We start from the raw sequence: 13,894 nt of genomic DNA, 5'->3' as shown, positions 1-13,894 counted from the left end.
ATGGTTCGTCTGAACGTCCTCCTGTTGCTCGTCATGGTGCTCTGCAGTCTTGGCGTGGTCACTTCGCAGCACAAGGCACGCAGGATCTTCATGGCGCTCGAGGCCGAGCAGGAACACGCGCGGCAGCTCGAGGTCGAGCATGGACAATTGCAGTTGGAACTCTCGACCTGGGGCGCGGCGCCGCGGATCGAGAAAATCGCGCGCGACAAGCTGAGGATGAGCACGCCCGAGTCGTCCCGGGTGATCGCCGCCGCACCCGCCGGGGGATCGTCCAGATGATGCGTTTCAAGGGGAAGGTGGCGCACAAGTTCGCCGAGAATCCGTTGTTGCAGATGCGTTTGCCGACCTGGCGCTCGCGCCTCCTCGGCCTGCTGATCATCGGCTCATTCGTCGTCCTGATCGGCCGCGCCTTTTATCTGCAGGTGCTCAACAACGACTTCCTGCAGGAGAAGGGTGAGTCCCGCTATCGGCGCGACATCGAGATCAGTGCCTCGCGCGGGCGCATCGCCGACCGTCATGGCGACGTGCTGGCGATATCGACGCCGATGAAGTCGATCTGGGCCGTGCCGCAGGTCGCGCGACTGACTCCGGAACAGATCGTCGAGCTGGCGTCGGTGCTCGAGATGAACCCGCGGCAGCTGGCACAGAAGCTCGACACCGAAAAGACCTTCGTCTTCCTGCGGCGGCAGATTCCGCCCGCGGTGGCCGAGCGTGTGGCAGCCCTCAAGCTCCCCGGCATCGGCCAGGACAAGGAGTACCGCCGCTTCTATCCAACCGGCGAGATGACCGCGCACATGGTCGGCTTCACCGGCGTGGACGACCGCGGGCTCGAGGGTGTCGAACTGGCATTCCACGGCCAGTTGCTCGGTCAGCCGGGAAGCCGCAGCGTCATCAAGGATCGCCGCGGCCAGATCGTCGAGGACGTCGGCTCGATCAAGCAGCCTCAGGACGGCAAGGAAGTCCGACTGGCGCTCGACTCGAAGATCCAGTACCTGGCGTACAGCCACCTCAAGCAGGCGATCAGCGACCAGAATGCCAAGGCGGGTGGGGTGGTGGTGATCGATGCGCGTACCGGCGAGATCGTCGCCCTCGCCAACTGGCCGACCTACAACCCGAACAATCGCGAGTCGCTGTCGGGTGCGCAGTTGCGCAACCGCGCGTTGACCGACACTTTCGAACCTGGCTCGACGCTCAAGCCATTCACGATCGCCCTCGGTCTCGAAACGGGCAAGGTCCGTTCGGAGACGATCATCAACTGCGCTCCAGGCCGCCTGACGATTGGCAACGCGACGATTGCCGACGCCCATCCGCATGGTGCGCTGAGCGTTGCCCAGGTGATTCAGAAGTCGTCCAACGTCGGTGCCGCCAAGATCGCGGCAATGCTGCCATCGCAGACGATGTGGCAGATGTTCGACGACGTCGGATTCGGCCAGGCGCCCCGCCTCGGATTTCCGGGAGAAGTCACCGGGCGCGTTCGTCCCTGGAAGAGCTGGCGGCCGATCGAGCAGGCCACCATGTCGTACGGGCACGGGATTTCGGTGTCGCTGATCCAGCTGGCGCGGGCCTACTCGGTCTTCGCCCGTGACGGCGACCTGGTCCCGCTCTCCCTGACCCGGGTCGATTCCGCGGTAGCCAGCGGCGCGGCGGTGTTCAGCGCCAAGACCGCGCGCGAGGTCCGGATGATGCTAGAGATGGCGGTGCAGCCGGGTGGCACCGCACCGAAGGCGCAGATTCCCGGCTATCGCGTTGCCGGCAAGACCGGCACGGCGCACAAGCTGGTAGCCGGACGCTATGCCAACAAGTACGTCTCGTCCTTCGTCGGATTTGCACCTGTGTCCGATCCCCGCCTGATCGTCGCCGTCATGATCGATGAGCCGAGCGCTGGCAAGCATTATGGTGGCGAGGTCGCGGCGCCGGTCTTCGCGTCGGTCATGGGAAGCTCGCTGCGCACGCTGGGGATTTCACCCGACGCGCCACTGGTCGTCGCCGAGACGCCAAAGCCACCGCTGCCGAAGGCTCGCCTGTGATCACTCCGGCCAGTCACGGCGCCAGCGAAGCGGTCGCCGAGATCCTGCAGCGGCTGTCGCTGCTTGGCGTCGTCGCGCATGGCGCAACTGACGACAGCCGGCAGCTCAGGCCGGGGGACCTGTTTCTCGCCTGCGCCGGCGATCGCGTCGACGGCCGCCAGTTCATCGCCGACGCGATTGCCCGTGGTGCCGAGGCTGTCCTCTGGGAAGCGGGTGACGAGCGTGCGGATGCCTTCCCGTGGTGTGGCGACCGGCTTGTCCCCGGTGTGCCCGTCAGCGGGCTGCGCGGGCTGCGCGGACCTCTCGCGCATGCCGTCCATGGTCGCCCGAGCGAGCGCCTGTCGCTCATCGCCGTCACCGGAACCAACGGCAAGACCAGCGTCACGCAGTGGATCGGCGCCACTCATCCGCGCTCCTGCGCGATCATCGGGACACTCGGCGCCGGCTTGCCGGGGCGGCTGGCAGACACCGGTTACACGACGCCCGAGGCGACGACGCTGGCGCGCTGTCTCGCCGGCTATGCGTCCGACGACGTGCAGGCATGCGCGCTCGAGGCGAGTTCGATCGGTCTGGCCGAAGGCCGCCTCGACGGCGCCCGGGTGGACGTGGCGGTGTTCACCAACTTCACCCGCGATCACCTCGACTATCACGGCAGCATGGCGGCCTATGCGGCAGCCAAGGCCAAGTTGTTTACCTGGCCACGCCTGCGACTGGCGGTGTGCAATGTCGACGACCCCTTCGGGCGTGAGTTGGCCAGCATGACGACCGCCAGCAAGGTGGTCGCGTATACGCAGGAGGGCGGCGGCAGCGACCGGCAGGGGACGATCAGTGCCGAGGACGTCGAGCAGACGATCGCCGGCCTGCGCTTCCGGCTCTGTGCGCCCGGCGGTCGCGCCCTGGTCGAGACGGCGCTGCTCGGTCGCTACAACGTCGCCAATCTGCTGGCGGTGGCCGCCGTCCTGCTCGATGCCGGGCTGACGCCGCGAGAGGTTGCGGAGCGCTTCGCCGGCGTGCAACCACCGCCCGGGCGCCTCGAGAAGGTGGGCGGTGACGCGCAGCCGCTGGTCGTGGTCGACTATGCGCATACGCCGGATGCCCTCGAGAACGCCTTGCGCGCGCTGCGACCCGTCGCCACGGCGCGCGGTGCCGGCCTGACGACCGTCTTCGGCTGCGGTGGCGATCGCGATCCCGGCAAGCGACCGCTGATGGGCGAGGTCGCCCAGCGCTGTGCCGATCGCGTCGTCTTGACGAGCGACAATCCGCGCAGCGAGGACCCGCAGGCGATCATCGCGCAGATCGGCGTTGCCGCTCCGGCCGCCGAGGTCATAGCCGACCGTGGTGAAGCGATCCGGCGCACGATTCTCTCGGCACATCCTGCGGAAGTGGTGTTGATCGCGGGCAAGGGCCACGAGCCGTACCAGGAGATCGGCGGCGTGCGCCGGCCGTTCTCCGACGTCGCGCAGGCGCGTACCGCACTCCTCGCGCGCCAGGAGTTGCATCGATGAGCGACATGATGGACCTGCTGGCGGCGGCACGGGCGACGGCGGGTGTCCTCGTCGGCGACAACCGCAGCTTCAGCGGCGTGTCGACCGACAGCCGAACCATCGCCGCCGGTGATCTCTTCGTCGCCCTGCGCGGGGACCACTTCGATGGTCACCACTACCTCGCAGTGGCACAGGAACGCGGCGCCGCCGCGGCCGTCGTCGCCGCTGACGCCGCCGCGCAGCTGCGCTCGAGCGGGTTGCCGCTGGTCGTCGTCGCCGAGACCAGGCTCTCGCTGGGCGCGCTGGCGGCCGACTGGCGCAGTCGCTTCACCTTGCCGCTGATCGCCGTCACTGGCAGCAACGGCAAGACGACGACCAAGGAGATGATCGCCAGCATCCTGCGGGCGGCATACGGTGATGCCGTGCTCTCCACCCAGGGGAACTACAACAACGACATCGGCCTGCCGCTGACCCTGCTGCGCCTGCATGAAGGCCATCGTGCGGCGATCGTCGAGATGGGAATGAATCACCCGGGCGAGATCGCCTACCTGGCGGGAATCGCCCGCCCAGGCATCGCCATCGTGACAAACGCGCAGCGAGCCCATCTCGCCGGCATGGGCTCGGTCGAAGCGATCGCCCGCGAGAAGGGCACCATCTATTCCGGGCTGGACGAGAACGGCGTCGCAGTGTTCTGCGCCGACGATCCTTGGGCCGATCTCTGGCGGCAGCAGAGCCAGGGCCTGCGTCGGACGACCTTTGGCTTCGAGCAGGCCGCCGACGTCAGCGGCAGGGTTGCGTTGCATGGCCTCGAGAATCGCCTGCTGCTCGCCTGCGGTGGCGACGAGACCGAGGTCACGCTGTCGTTGCCCGGCCGGCACAACGCACGCAACGCCCTTGCCGCCGCCGCCGCCGCGCTGGCTGCCGGTATCCCGCTGGCAACCGTGCAGGCCGGCCTGAACCGCTTCCGCGGCCTCAAGGGGCGGTTGCAGCTGCGTCGGGCCATGCACGGCGCGCAGCTCCTGGACGACACCTACAACGCCAACCCCGACTCGGTACGCGCCGGCATCGAAGTTCTCGCGGCGACAGTCGGCCGCAAGATCCTGGTGCTGGGTGACATGGGCGAGATCGGCGAGATGAGCGGCCAGTTTCACGACGAGATCGGCGGCTATGCGAAGAGCCAGGGCATCGACCGTCTCCTCGCCCTCGGCGAGGCGAGCGCCCTCGCCGCGCACAACTTCGGTAGCGGCGGCGAGCACTTCCTCCACCTCGCGGAACTCATCGAAGCGCTGGTTGGCGAGATCGGGCCGGATACGACCGTGCTCGTCAAGGGTTCGCGCTTCATGCGCATGGAGCGGGTGGTCGAGGCGATCTGTGCGCCAGCCGGGGAGGGCGTCTGATGCTGCTCTGGCTGTCGCAGTGGCTGGCACAGGACGTGCGGGCCTTCAACGTCTTCGGCTACATCACCCTGCGGACGGTGCTGGCGGCAATGACCGCGCTGATCATCTCCTTCATCGCCGGTCCGCGACTGATCCGCTGGCTGGCGGCAAAGAAGATCGGTCAGGCGGTGCGCAACGACGGTCCGCAGACGCACCTCCTGAAGTCTGGAACGCCAACCATGGGTGGCGCCCTGATCCTGATCGCGATCCTGATCACGACGCTGCTCTGGGGTGACCTCAGCAACCGTTACGTCTGGGTCGTGCTGCTCGTCACCATCGGTTTCGGCAGCATTGGCTGGTATGACGACTGGCAGAAGGTGGTGCATCGCAATCCACGCGGGCTGGCGGCGCGCTGGAAGTACTTCTGGCAGTCGGCGCTCGGCCTCATGGTCGCGCTCTACCTTGCGCTGACAGCCAGTGGACCGGCGCAGCTCGAGCTCATCGTCCCCTTCTTCAAGACCGTCGCCTATCCACTCGGGCTGCTCGGCTTCGTCGTTCTCAGCTATCTCGTCGTCGTCGGCACCAGCAACGCCGTCAACCTGACCGATGGCCTCGACGGCCTGGCGATCATGCCGACGGTGATGATCGCCGCCGCCCTGGCGATATTCGCCTACGTCGCCGGCAATGCGGTCTATGCCAAGTACCTGCTGCTGCCGTACATCCCGGGCGCCGGTGAGCTGGCGATCCTGCTCGGCGCAATTGCCGGCGCCGGACTCGGCTTCCTCTGGTTCAACGCCTACCCGGCCGAGGTATTCATGGGTGATGTCGGCGCGCTGGCGCTCGGCGCCGCGCTCGGGACGGTCGCCATCATCGTGCGGCAGGAGATCGTGCTGGCGATCATGGGCGGTGTCTTCGTCGCCGAGACCCTTTCGGTGGCGGCGCAGGTGCTCTTCTACAAGATGACCGGCGGCCGTCGCATCTTCCGCATGGCACCGCTGCATCATCACTTCGAGCTGGGCGGCTGGAAGGAGACACAGGTCGTCGTTCGCTTCTGGATCATCACCATCATGCTGGTGCTGGCCGGTCTGTCCACCCTGAAACTCCGGTGAGGGCCCGCTGAACATGGAACTGCAGGGGAAATCGACACTCGTGGTCGGTCTTGGCGAAAGCGGCCTGGCGATGGTCCGGTGGCTGGCGCGTCAGGGCGTGCGGCTGCGGGTGGCAGATACCCGCCAGGTACCACCCCACGTGGACCTGCTGCGCGCGATCGTTCCCGACGCACCGTTGTTCGCCGGTCCGCTGCAGCGCGAAGCGCTGGCCGGTGTCGAGCTGATCGCCCTGTCACCGGGCGTCCCGGTCGCCGAGCCGCTGATCGGCGAAGCGATGGCGCGCGGTGTGCCGGTGGTCTCGGAGATCGAGCTCTTTGCCTCTGCTCTGCGGCAGTCGAGCCCTGCGGCACGGCTGATCGCAATCACCGGCAGCAACGGCAAGACCACCACCACCGCGCTCACCGGCGCGCTCTGCCGAGCTGCCGGGCGCGCCACGGCTGTCGCTGGCAACATCGGCCCGGCGGCGCTGACGGCCCTGCTCGCGGCCGTCGAGTGTGCTCGCATGCCGGACACCTGGGTTCTCGAGCTGTCCAGTTTTCAGCTCGAGACGACTTACAGCCTCGATGCCGACGCCGCCACCGTCCTCAACGTCAGCGAGGATCACCTCGATCGTTACAGCGGCATGGCGAGCTACGCCGCCAGCAAGGCGCGCATCTTTCAGGGGCGGGGTGCCGCGGTGCTCAATCGCGACGATCCGCTGAGCCTGGCAGCCGTGCCGCCGGGCCGGGCGACGGTCACCTTCGGCTTCGGCCCACCCCCCCGCCCTGCCGACTATGGTGTCGAGGAGGGGTGGATCGTGCGCGGAAGTGAAAGGCTGATCGCCACCGCCGACCTGCGTCTGGCCGGCCGGCACAACGTTGCCAACGCGATGGCGGCTCTGGCACTGTGCGAGGCGATCGGCATCGATCCGCGTCAGCTGCTGCCGGCTCTGGCCGCCTTCGGCGGCCTCGCCCATCGTCTCGAGTGGGTGGCCGAGATCAAGGGCGTCGCCTACTACGACGACTCCAAGGGGACCAACGTCGGTGCGACCCTGGCGGCCGTCGAAGGGCTCGGTCGCCCGGTGGTGATCATTCTCGGCGGCGACGGCAAGGGGCAGGATTTCAGCCCGTTGCGCGAAGCCATCGCCCGCCATGCCCGCGCGGTGGCGCTGATCGGTCGTGATGCCGCGGCCATCGCCGCGGTCCTGCACGGATGCCCGCTGCCGCTGCGTCACTGCGCCGACATGACCGAGGCCGTGCTCTGGTGCGCCGGCCAGGCGCATCCCGGCGATGCCGTGCTGCTTTCGCCGGCCTGCGCCAGCATGGACATGTATCGCGACTATGCGCACCGGGCGAGCGTCTTCGTAGACGCCGTGCGCGGCATCGAAAGGGAGGCTGCCTGATGTTGCGTACCCTGGATCGACCGCGTCGTCTGCCATCGGAGATCGATCTGGCGCTCCTCTGGAGCACGTTGGTCCTGCTGGTGATCGGCATGGTCATGGTCTACTCGGCGTCGATGGCGACCGCCGAGGCGGCCCGCCAGACCGGCAACCAGTCCAGCTACTTCCTGATCCGCCACGGTGTCTTCCTGATCCTGGCACTGGTCGCCGCCGGCATGGCCTTCCAGGTGCCGATGGCGACCTGGCAGCGTTGGTCGCCGTGGCTCTTCGTCATCGGCTTCGTGATGCTGGCGCTCGTGCTGGTTCCGGGCATCGGTCGCGAAGTCAACGGTGCGCGCCGCTGGCTCTCACTCGGGCTGATCAACCTGCAACCTTCCGAGCTGATGAAGCTGTTCGCGGTGCTCTACGCCGCCGACTACACGGCGCGCAAGATGCCGTACATGCACGACCTGAAAAAGGCCTTCCTGCCCCTGGCGAGCGCCATGGTCGCGGTCGGCGTGCTGCTGCTGAAGGAACCGGATTTCGGCGCCTTCGTCGTCATCATCTCGATCGCCATGGCGATCCTCTTCCTCGGCGGCATGCGGGCGCGTCTCTTCGTCATCCTGATCATCGTCCTGGCGGTTGCCTTTGCCGCCCTGATCATCGTCTCTCCCTATCGCCGCGACCGCATCTTCGGCTTCATGGATCCGTGGGCCGATGCCTTCGGTCGCGGTTACCAGCTGTCGCACGCATTGATCGCCTTCGGTCGCGGCGAACTCTTCGGCGTCGGGCTTGGTGCGAGCGTCGAAAAGCTGTTCTACCTGCCCGAGGCCCATACCGACTTCCTGCTGGCGGTGATCGCCGAAGAGCTTGGCTTTGTCGGCGTACTGGTCGTCATCCTGCTCTTCAGCCTGCTGATCCAGCGCGCCTTCGCCATTGGCCGACAGGCGGTGGCGCTCGAGCGCTACTACTCGGCGCTGGTGGCGCAAGGGGTCGGCGTCTGGCTCGGTGTGCAGGCGTTCATCAACATGGGGGTCAACATGGGTGTGCTGCCGACCAAGGGCCTCACCCTGCCGCTGATGAGTTTCGGCGGCTCGGGCATCCTGGCCAATTGCGTGGCACTCGCCGTGCTCATGCGGATCGATTGGGAGAATCGTCAGCTGATGCGTGGAGCGAAGCTGTGAGAACCTTGCTGGTCATGGCTGGCGGTACCGGTGGCCATGTCTTCCCCGGCCTGGCGGTGGCCGACCTCCTGCGCCAGCGCGACTGGCGTGTCGTCTGGATGGGCTCTCCGGACGGCATGGAAGCCAGGCTGGTGCCGGCGCGCGGCTACGAGATGGCCTGGGTTCGCTTCGCGGCGTTGCGGGGAAAGGGCCTGTTGCGCAAGCTGATGCTGCCCTTCCATCTGTTCGCCGCGTGCTGCCAGGCGCGGCGCGAGATCCGCCGCCTGCGACCGGACGTGGTTCTTGGTCTCGGTGGCTACGTCAGCTTCCCGGGCGGCCTGATGGCGGCGTTGTCCGGCTGGCCGCTGATCATTCACGAGCAGAACTCGATTGCCGGCCTCGCCAACCGGGTTCTTGCCCGCTGGGCGCAGCGGGTTGCCTGCGGCTTTCCGGAAGCGCTGCCGCGTGCTGTCTGGGTAGGCAATCCCCTGCGTCCGGAAGTCAGTTCCCTGCCCGCGCCGGCGGAGCGTCTCGCCGGGCGCGCCGACGCGCTGCGCTGGCTGGTGCTCGGTGGCAGCCAGGGGGCCGCGGCGCTCAATGACGTCGTGCCGCGCGGCCTTGCCATGCTGGCTGCCGGCCAGCGACCGCAGGTGGTCCATCAGGCCGGCGAGCGGCATCTCGAGAAGCTGCGACAGAACTACGCCGCCGCGGGCGTGCAGGCGCAGTGTGTGGCCTTCATCGAAGACATGGCGGCTGCCTACGAATGGGCCGACCTGGTGATCTGCCGCGCCGGAGCGCTGACCGTCGCCGAACTCGCCGCAGTTGGTGTGGCCAGCGTCCTGGTACCGTTTCCGCATGCGGTGGACGACCACCAGACGCGCAACGCCCGCTTCCTTTCGGCAGCCGGTGCCGCCCGCCTGTTGCCGCAGGGTGATCTGAGCCCCGAGGCGATCGCCGAGTTGCAGGAGTTGTCGCGTGCGCAGCTGCAGTCGATGGCCGAGAAGGCGCGTGCGCTCGCCAGGCCGGAAGCGACCGCCGCTCTGGCCAGGATGTGTGAGGAGCTTGTCGAGTGAAGCACAAGGTCAAGAGCATTCATTTCGTCGGTATCGGTGGTGCCGGCATGAGCGGCATCGCGGAGGTCCTGTCCAATCTCGGCTTCACGGTCAGCGGTTCCGATCTTGCCGACAGCTCGACGACGCGTCGCCTGGGCGAGCTTGGAATCCGCACCGTCATCGGTCACGCCGCCGAAAACGTCAGCATGGCCGACGCGGTGGTGATTTCGTCGGCGGTCCGCTCCGACAATCCGGAGGTCATCGCCGCGCGGGCCCGCAAGGTGCCGGTCGTGCCGCGGGCACAGATGCTCGCTGAGCTGATGCGCCTGAAGCAGGGAATTGCCGTCGCCGGTACCCATGGCAAGACCACGACGACCAGTCTGGTGGCTTCGATCCTCGCCGCCGGTGGCATGGATCCGACCTTCGTCATCGGCGGTCGGCTGAACGCGGCCGGTGCCAATGCCCGCCTCGGGTCGGGTGACTTCCTCGTCGCCGAAGCCGACGAATCCGACGCGTCGTTCCTCCTGCTGTCGCCGGTCCTGTCGATCGTCACCAACATCGACAGTGACCACATGGAAACCTATGGCCACGACTTCAGCCGGCTGAAGCAGGCCTTCGTCGACTTCATCCAGCGTCTGCCGTTCTACGGCGTGGCGGTACTCTGCGCCGACGACGCGAACGTGCGCGAGATCATGCCGCTCGTCAGCAAGCAGATCGTCACCTATGGTCTCGATCCGGCGGCCAACGTCTACGCCGAGAACGTCGCCGCGGTCGCTGGCCAGATGCACTTCGACTGCGTGCGCGTCAATGGCAGTGTCAGCCGCTTGCCGATACGGCTCAATCTGCCCGGTCACCACAACGTCCTCAACGCGCTGGCAGCGATTGCCGTCGCCAGTGAACTCGGTGTCGCCGATGCCGCGATCAGCACCGCGCTGGCCGAGTTCCGTGGCGTTGGGCGTCGCTTCCAGCGCTACGGTGAGCTCTCGCTGCCGCAGGGTGGATCGGTCACGTTGATCGACGACTATGGCCACCACCCGGTCGAGATGCGGGCGACGCTTGCCGCCGCCCGCGGTGCGTTTCCCGGACGTCGCCTGTTGCTCGCCTTCCAGCCACACCGCTACACGCGCACACGCGACTGCTTCGATGATTTCGTCAAGGTACTCAGCGGCGTCGACGCACTGGTACTTGGCGAAGTGTACGCTGCCGGCGAGCAGCCGATCGTCGCTGCCGATGGCCGCGCGCTTGCCCGTGCGCTGCGTGTCGTCGGCAAGGTCGAACCGGTCTTCGTCGAGCACGTTGCCGATCTGCCGCAGGCGATTCGCGATGCCGCGCGCGATGGCGACGTGGTGATGACGATGGGTGCGGGATCGATCGGCACGATTCCCGGCAAGCTGCTGGCCGCCTAGGGAGAGAATGATGAGCCGCACGGAATTCGGCAAGGTGGCAGTGCTCTTCGGTGGCCACTCGGCCGAGCGGGATGTCTCGCTGAACAGCGGCGCGCGGGTTCTCGCCGCGCTGCAGCGGCAGGGAGTCGACGCCCATGCCTTCGATCCGGCGACACGTCGTCTCGACGAACTGGCCGCCTATGATCGTGCCTTCATCGCCCTGCATGGGCGTTACGGCGAAGACGGAACCATCCAGGGCGCGCTCGAGCTGATGGGCGTCCCCTACACCGGCAGTGGCGTGATGGCTTCGGCGCTGGGGATGGACAAGTGGCGCAGCAAGCTGCTGTGGCAGGCGGCACGGTTGCCCATCCCCGAGTATCGGTTGCTGGAAGCAGGCGGAGACTTCGCGCGCGTCGCGGCGGAACTGGGGCTGCCCCTCTTCGTCAAGCCGGCCTGCGAAGGCTCTTCGATCGGCATCACCAAGGTCCGGCACAGCAGCGAACTGGCCGCCGCGCATGCGGCAGCCGCTCGCCACGATCCGCTGGTGCTCGCCGAGCGGGCAATTCTCGGCGGCGAGTACACCGCGGCGATCCTCGGTGACCTGGCGTTGCCGATCATCAAGATCGAGCCGGGCAGGGATTTCTACGACTACGAGGCCAAGTACCTGCGTGATGACACCGTCTATCGCTGCCCCTGCGGGTTGCCCGAGGAGCGCGAGCACGAGCTGCGGGCACTGGCGCTGGAGGCCTTTCGCGTCCTCGGCGGTCGCGGCTGGGGGCGGGTGGACTTCCTGATGGACGAAGCCTGCGGCGGTCGGGCGTACCTGCTCGAAGTGAACACCTCGCCAGGAATGACCGACCACTCGCTGGTGCCGATGGCGGCTCGCGCCGCCGGCATCGGTTACGACGAGCTGGTGGTCCGCGTCCTGGCGCTGGCCACACTGGGATGAACGATGTGGCACAAACCACACCTGCTGAAAGCAATCGCCGACCTGCTCCTTCTCGGCGCCGCGGCAGCCTTCCTGGCGGCTGCGGTCGTCTGGGGCTCGGCGCGCCTGCGCCTGTTCCCGCTCGCCGAGGTGCAGGTGCTGGGCGAGCTGCGGGTCGTGCAGAGACACGAGCTGGAGGAAACCTTGGCCGGCTTGTTGCGTGGCAACTTCTTCACCGTCGATCTCGAGGCACTGCGCCGGGCACTCGAGGATCTGCCGTGGGTGCGCCGCGCCGAGCTGTGGCGCCGCTGGCCATCGCGCATCGAAGTGCGCATCGAGGAGCAGAAAGCTGCAGCGCATTGGGGAGACGGGCATGGCGAGCTGGTCAACATCTTTGGCGAGGTCTTCGCCGCCTCACTTCCCGACGAGCAGCGGCTGCCCAGACTCAGTGGACCGAGCGGCTCCTCACGCGAAGTCCTGCGTCGCCATGGGGAGTTCGTCGAGCTGCTCAAACCGGCCAGCCTGCGCCCGGCGCAGCTGAGCCTGTCGCCGCGCCTGGCCTGGACGGTGAAGCTGGAGGACGGGATGCTGGTTGAGCTGGGACGCGAGCAGGCAAAGGCGCCGATCCGCATGCGCCTGCAACGATTCGTCGAGTACTACCCGACCATGCCGGACGCCCGCCACGGGCGGCCGGTCGCGGTAGACATGCGGTATCCGAATGGTTTCGCACTCCGCTTCGCGGCCAGTGCGGTTCAGGAAGTCAAAGGAAAGAGATGAGCAGGGATAGCAAGGATCTGATCGTTGGACTCGACATTGGTACGTCCAAGATTGTTGCGCTGGTTGCCGAGCTCACTCCCGAGGGGCGGCTCAACGTCATCGGCATGGGCTCACAGGAGTCGAGGGGGCTCAAGAAGGGGGTCGTCGTCAATATCGAGGAGACCGTAGCGACGATCTCGCGCGTCCTGCAGGAAGTCGAGCTGATGGCCGACTGCAAGGTGCGCGACGTCTACACCGGGATTGCCGGCAGCCACATCCGCAGCTTCAACTCGAACGGGATGGTGGCGATCAAGGACAAGGAAGTCACTCCGATGGATGTCGAACGGGTCATCGAGACGGCTCGTGCGATGCCGATCCCGGCCGACCAGGAGATCCTCCACATCCTGACGCAAGAGTTCATCATCGACGACCAGGACGGCATACGCGAGCCGATCGGCATGAGCGGCTTCCGCCTCGAAGTCAAGGTGCACATCGTCACCGGTGCCGTTTCCGCCGCCCAGAACATCGTCAAGTGCGTGCGCCGCTGCGGCCTCGAAGTCAATGACCTGGTCCTGCAACCCCTGGCGTCGAGCTGCGCGGTCCTTTCCGATGACGAGAAGGATCTCGGCATCTGCCTGATCGACATCGGCGGCGGCACGACCGATCTCGCGGTGTGGACACAGGGGGCGATCCGCCACACCTCGGTGATCCCGATTGCCGGTGACCAGGTGACCAACGACATCGCCATGGCGCTGCGCACGCCGACACGCGAGGCGGAGGACATCAAGCGCAAGTACGGGTGTGCGCTGGCGCATCTGGCGGATCCCGAGGACGTCCTCGACGTTGCCGGGGTCGACGACCGTCCCTCGCGCAAGCTGTCGCGCCGTGCGCTGGCCGATGTCATCCAGCCGCGCGTCGAGGAACTCTACGAACTGATCCAGGCGGAACTGCGGCGCTCGGGGTTCGAGGATGTCCTCTCATCGGGAATCGTCCTCACCGGAGGCGCCTCGGTGATGCCCGGGATGATCGAACTCGGCGAGGAGATCTTCCACATGCCGGTGCGTCTGGGCGTGCCGAAGTATCAGGGGGCGCTTGCCGATGTGGTTCAGAGCCCGCGTTTCGCGACTGCCTGTGGTCTGCTGCTCGAGGCCCACACGCAGCGCAAGCGCGGTCTCAAGGTGCGCGAGACGCGCGATGTGAAGCAGGTGTTCGGTCGCATGAAGTCGTGGTTCGAAAAGAACTTCTAAGCCTGTCAGC

At 67.0% G+C, this 13,894-nt stretch carries 12 protein-coding genes; all 12 read left to right on the top strand.

Features of this window, described 5'->3' with window-relative positions:
* From ftsL to ftsA, 12 genes are read left to right on the top strand one after another with little or no spacing between them, the layout of a single operon-like run.
* Positions 1–279, top strand: a complete 279-nt coding sequence (ftsL, locus tag NFW30_RS01350; protein ID WP_295350183.1) for a cell division protein FtsL — start codon at positions 1–3, stop codon at positions 277–279.
* Positions 276–2,027, top strand: a complete 1,752-nt coding sequence (locus NFW30_RS01345) for a penicillin-binding protein 2 (RefSeq protein WP_295350180.1) — start codon at positions 276–278, stop codon at positions 2,025–2,027. The genes ftsL and NFW30_RS01345 overlap by 4 nt, the downstream gene beginning before the upstream one ends.
* A complete protein-coding gene (locus NFW30_RS01340) occupies positions 2,024–3,532 on the top strand; it encodes a UDP-N-acetylmuramoyl-L-alanyl-D-glutamate--2,6-diaminopimelate ligase (RefSeq protein WP_295350178.1) in 1,509 nt (502 codons plus the stop codon). Before NFW30_RS01345 ends, NFW30_RS01340 begins: the two co-directional genes overlap by 4 nt.
* A 5-nt stretch (positions 3,533–3,537) precedes the next feature.
* Positions 3,538–4,908 carry a UDP-N-acetylmuramoyl-tripeptide--D-alanyl-D-alanine ligase gene (murF, locus tag NFW30_RS01335; RefSeq protein WP_295350329.1) on the top strand — a complete coding sequence of 457 codons (1,371 nt, stop codon included), beginning with the start codon at positions 3,538–3,540 and terminating at the stop codon, positions 4,906–4,908.
* On the top strand, positions 4,908–5,996 hold the full coding sequence (mraY, locus tag NFW30_RS01330) for a phospho-N-acetylmuramoyl-pentapeptide-transferase (RefSeq protein ID WP_295350175.1): 1,089 nt from the start codon (positions 4,908–4,910) through the stop codon (positions 5,994–5,996). The genes murF and mraY overlap by 1 nt, the downstream gene beginning before the upstream one ends.
* Positions 5,997–6,009: 13 nt before the next feature.
* Positions 6,010–7,377: a UDP-N-acetylmuramoyl-L-alanine--D-glutamate ligase gene (gene murD / locus NFW30_RS01325; protein WP_295350172.1), complete on the top strand. Its 1,368-nt coding sequence runs from the start codon at positions 6,010–6,012 to the stop codon at positions 7,375–7,377.
* A complete protein-coding gene (ftsW, locus tag NFW30_RS01320) occupies positions 7,377–8,537 on the top strand; it encodes a putative lipid II flippase FtsW (protein WP_295350170.1) in 1,161 nt (386 codons plus the stop codon). Before murD ends, ftsW begins: the two co-directional genes overlap by 1 nt.
* Positions 8,534–9,589 carry an undecaprenyldiphospho-muramoylpentapeptide beta-N-acetylglucosaminyltransferase gene (gene murG, locus NFW30_RS01315; protein ID WP_295350167.1) on the top strand — a complete coding sequence of 352 codons (1,056 nt, stop codon included), beginning with the start codon at positions 8,534–8,536 and terminating at the stop codon, positions 9,587–9,589. Before ftsW ends, murG begins: the two co-directional genes overlap by 4 nt.
* Positions 9,586–10,974 carry a UDP-N-acetylmuramate--L-alanine ligase gene (gene murC / locus NFW30_RS01310; RefSeq protein ID WP_295350164.1) on the top strand — a complete coding sequence of 463 codons (1,389 nt, stop codon included), beginning with the start codon at positions 9,586–9,588 and terminating at the stop codon, positions 10,972–10,974. Before murG ends, murC begins: the two co-directional genes overlap by 4 nt.
* A 10-nt stretch (positions 10,975–10,984) precedes the next feature.
* On the top strand, positions 10,985–11,902 hold the full coding sequence (locus NFW30_RS01305; RefSeq protein WP_295350161.1) for a D-alanine--D-alanine ligase: 918 nt from the start codon (positions 10,985–10,987) through the stop codon (positions 11,900–11,902).
* Between the two features lie 3 nt (positions 11,903–11,905).
* Positions 11,906–12,658 (top strand): cell division protein FtsQ/DivIB, encoded by a 753-nt coding sequence (locus NFW30_RS01300; RefSeq protein ID WP_295350158.1) that lies wholly within the window; start codon positions 11,906–11,908, stop codon positions 12,656–12,658.
* Positions 12,655–13,884 carry a cell division protein FtsA gene (ftsA, locus tag NFW30_RS01295; protein WP_034936527.1) on the top strand — a complete coding sequence of 410 codons (1,230 nt, stop codon included), beginning with the start codon at positions 12,655–12,657 and terminating at the stop codon, positions 13,882–13,884. The genes NFW30_RS01300 and ftsA overlap by 4 nt, the downstream gene beginning before the upstream one ends.
* The last annotated feature ends 10 nt before the right edge of the window (positions 13,885–13,894 follow it).

Origin of the sequence: Accumulibacter sp. (assembly GCF_023806635.1) — a bacterium.
Lineage (GTDB): Bacteria > Pseudomonadota > Gammaproteobacteria > Burkholderiales > Rhodocyclaceae > Accumulibacter.
Note: the sequence above shows the minus strand (reverse complement) of the source record. Positions and strands in the feature narration are given on the sequence as shown.

What these genes read in the sequence shown, in the direction of transcription:
- NFW30_RS01305 (WP_295350161.1), top strand. Translation starts at nt 10,985, where the DNA reads ATGAGCCGCACGGAATTCGGCAAGGTGGCAGTGCTCTTCGGTGGCCAC.
- ftsL (WP_295350183.1), top strand. Translation starts at nt 1, where the DNA reads ATGGTTCGTCTGAACGTCCTCCTGTTGCTCGTCATGGTGCTCTGCAGT.
- mraY (WP_295350175.1), top strand. Translation starts at nt 4,908, where the DNA reads ATGCTGCTCTGGCTGTCGCAGTGGCTGGCACAGGACGTGCGGGCCTTC.
- ftsW (WP_295350170.1), top strand. Translation starts at nt 7,377, where the DNA reads ATGTTGCGTACCCTGGATCGACCGCGTCGTCTGCCATCGGAGATCGAT.
- murF (WP_295350329.1), top strand. Translation starts at nt 3,538, where the DNA reads ATGATGGACCTGCTGGCGGCGGCACGGGCGACGGCGGGTGTCCTCGTC.
- NFW30_RS01300 (WP_295350158.1), top strand. Translation starts at nt 11,906, where the DNA reads ATGTGGCACAAACCACACCTGCTGAAAGCAATCGCCGACCTGCTCCTT.
- murD (WP_295350172.1), top strand. Translation starts at nt 6,010, where the DNA reads ATGGAACTGCAGGGGAAATCGACACTCGTGGTCGGTCTTGGCGAAAGC.
- NFW30_RS01345 (WP_295350180.1), top strand. Translation starts at nt 276, where the DNA reads ATGATGCGTTTCAAGGGGAAGGTGGCGCACAAGTTCGCCGAGAATCCG.
- ftsA (WP_034936527.1), top strand. Translation starts at nt 12,655, where the DNA reads ATGAGCAGGGATAGCAAGGATCTGATCGTTGGACTCGACATTGGTACG.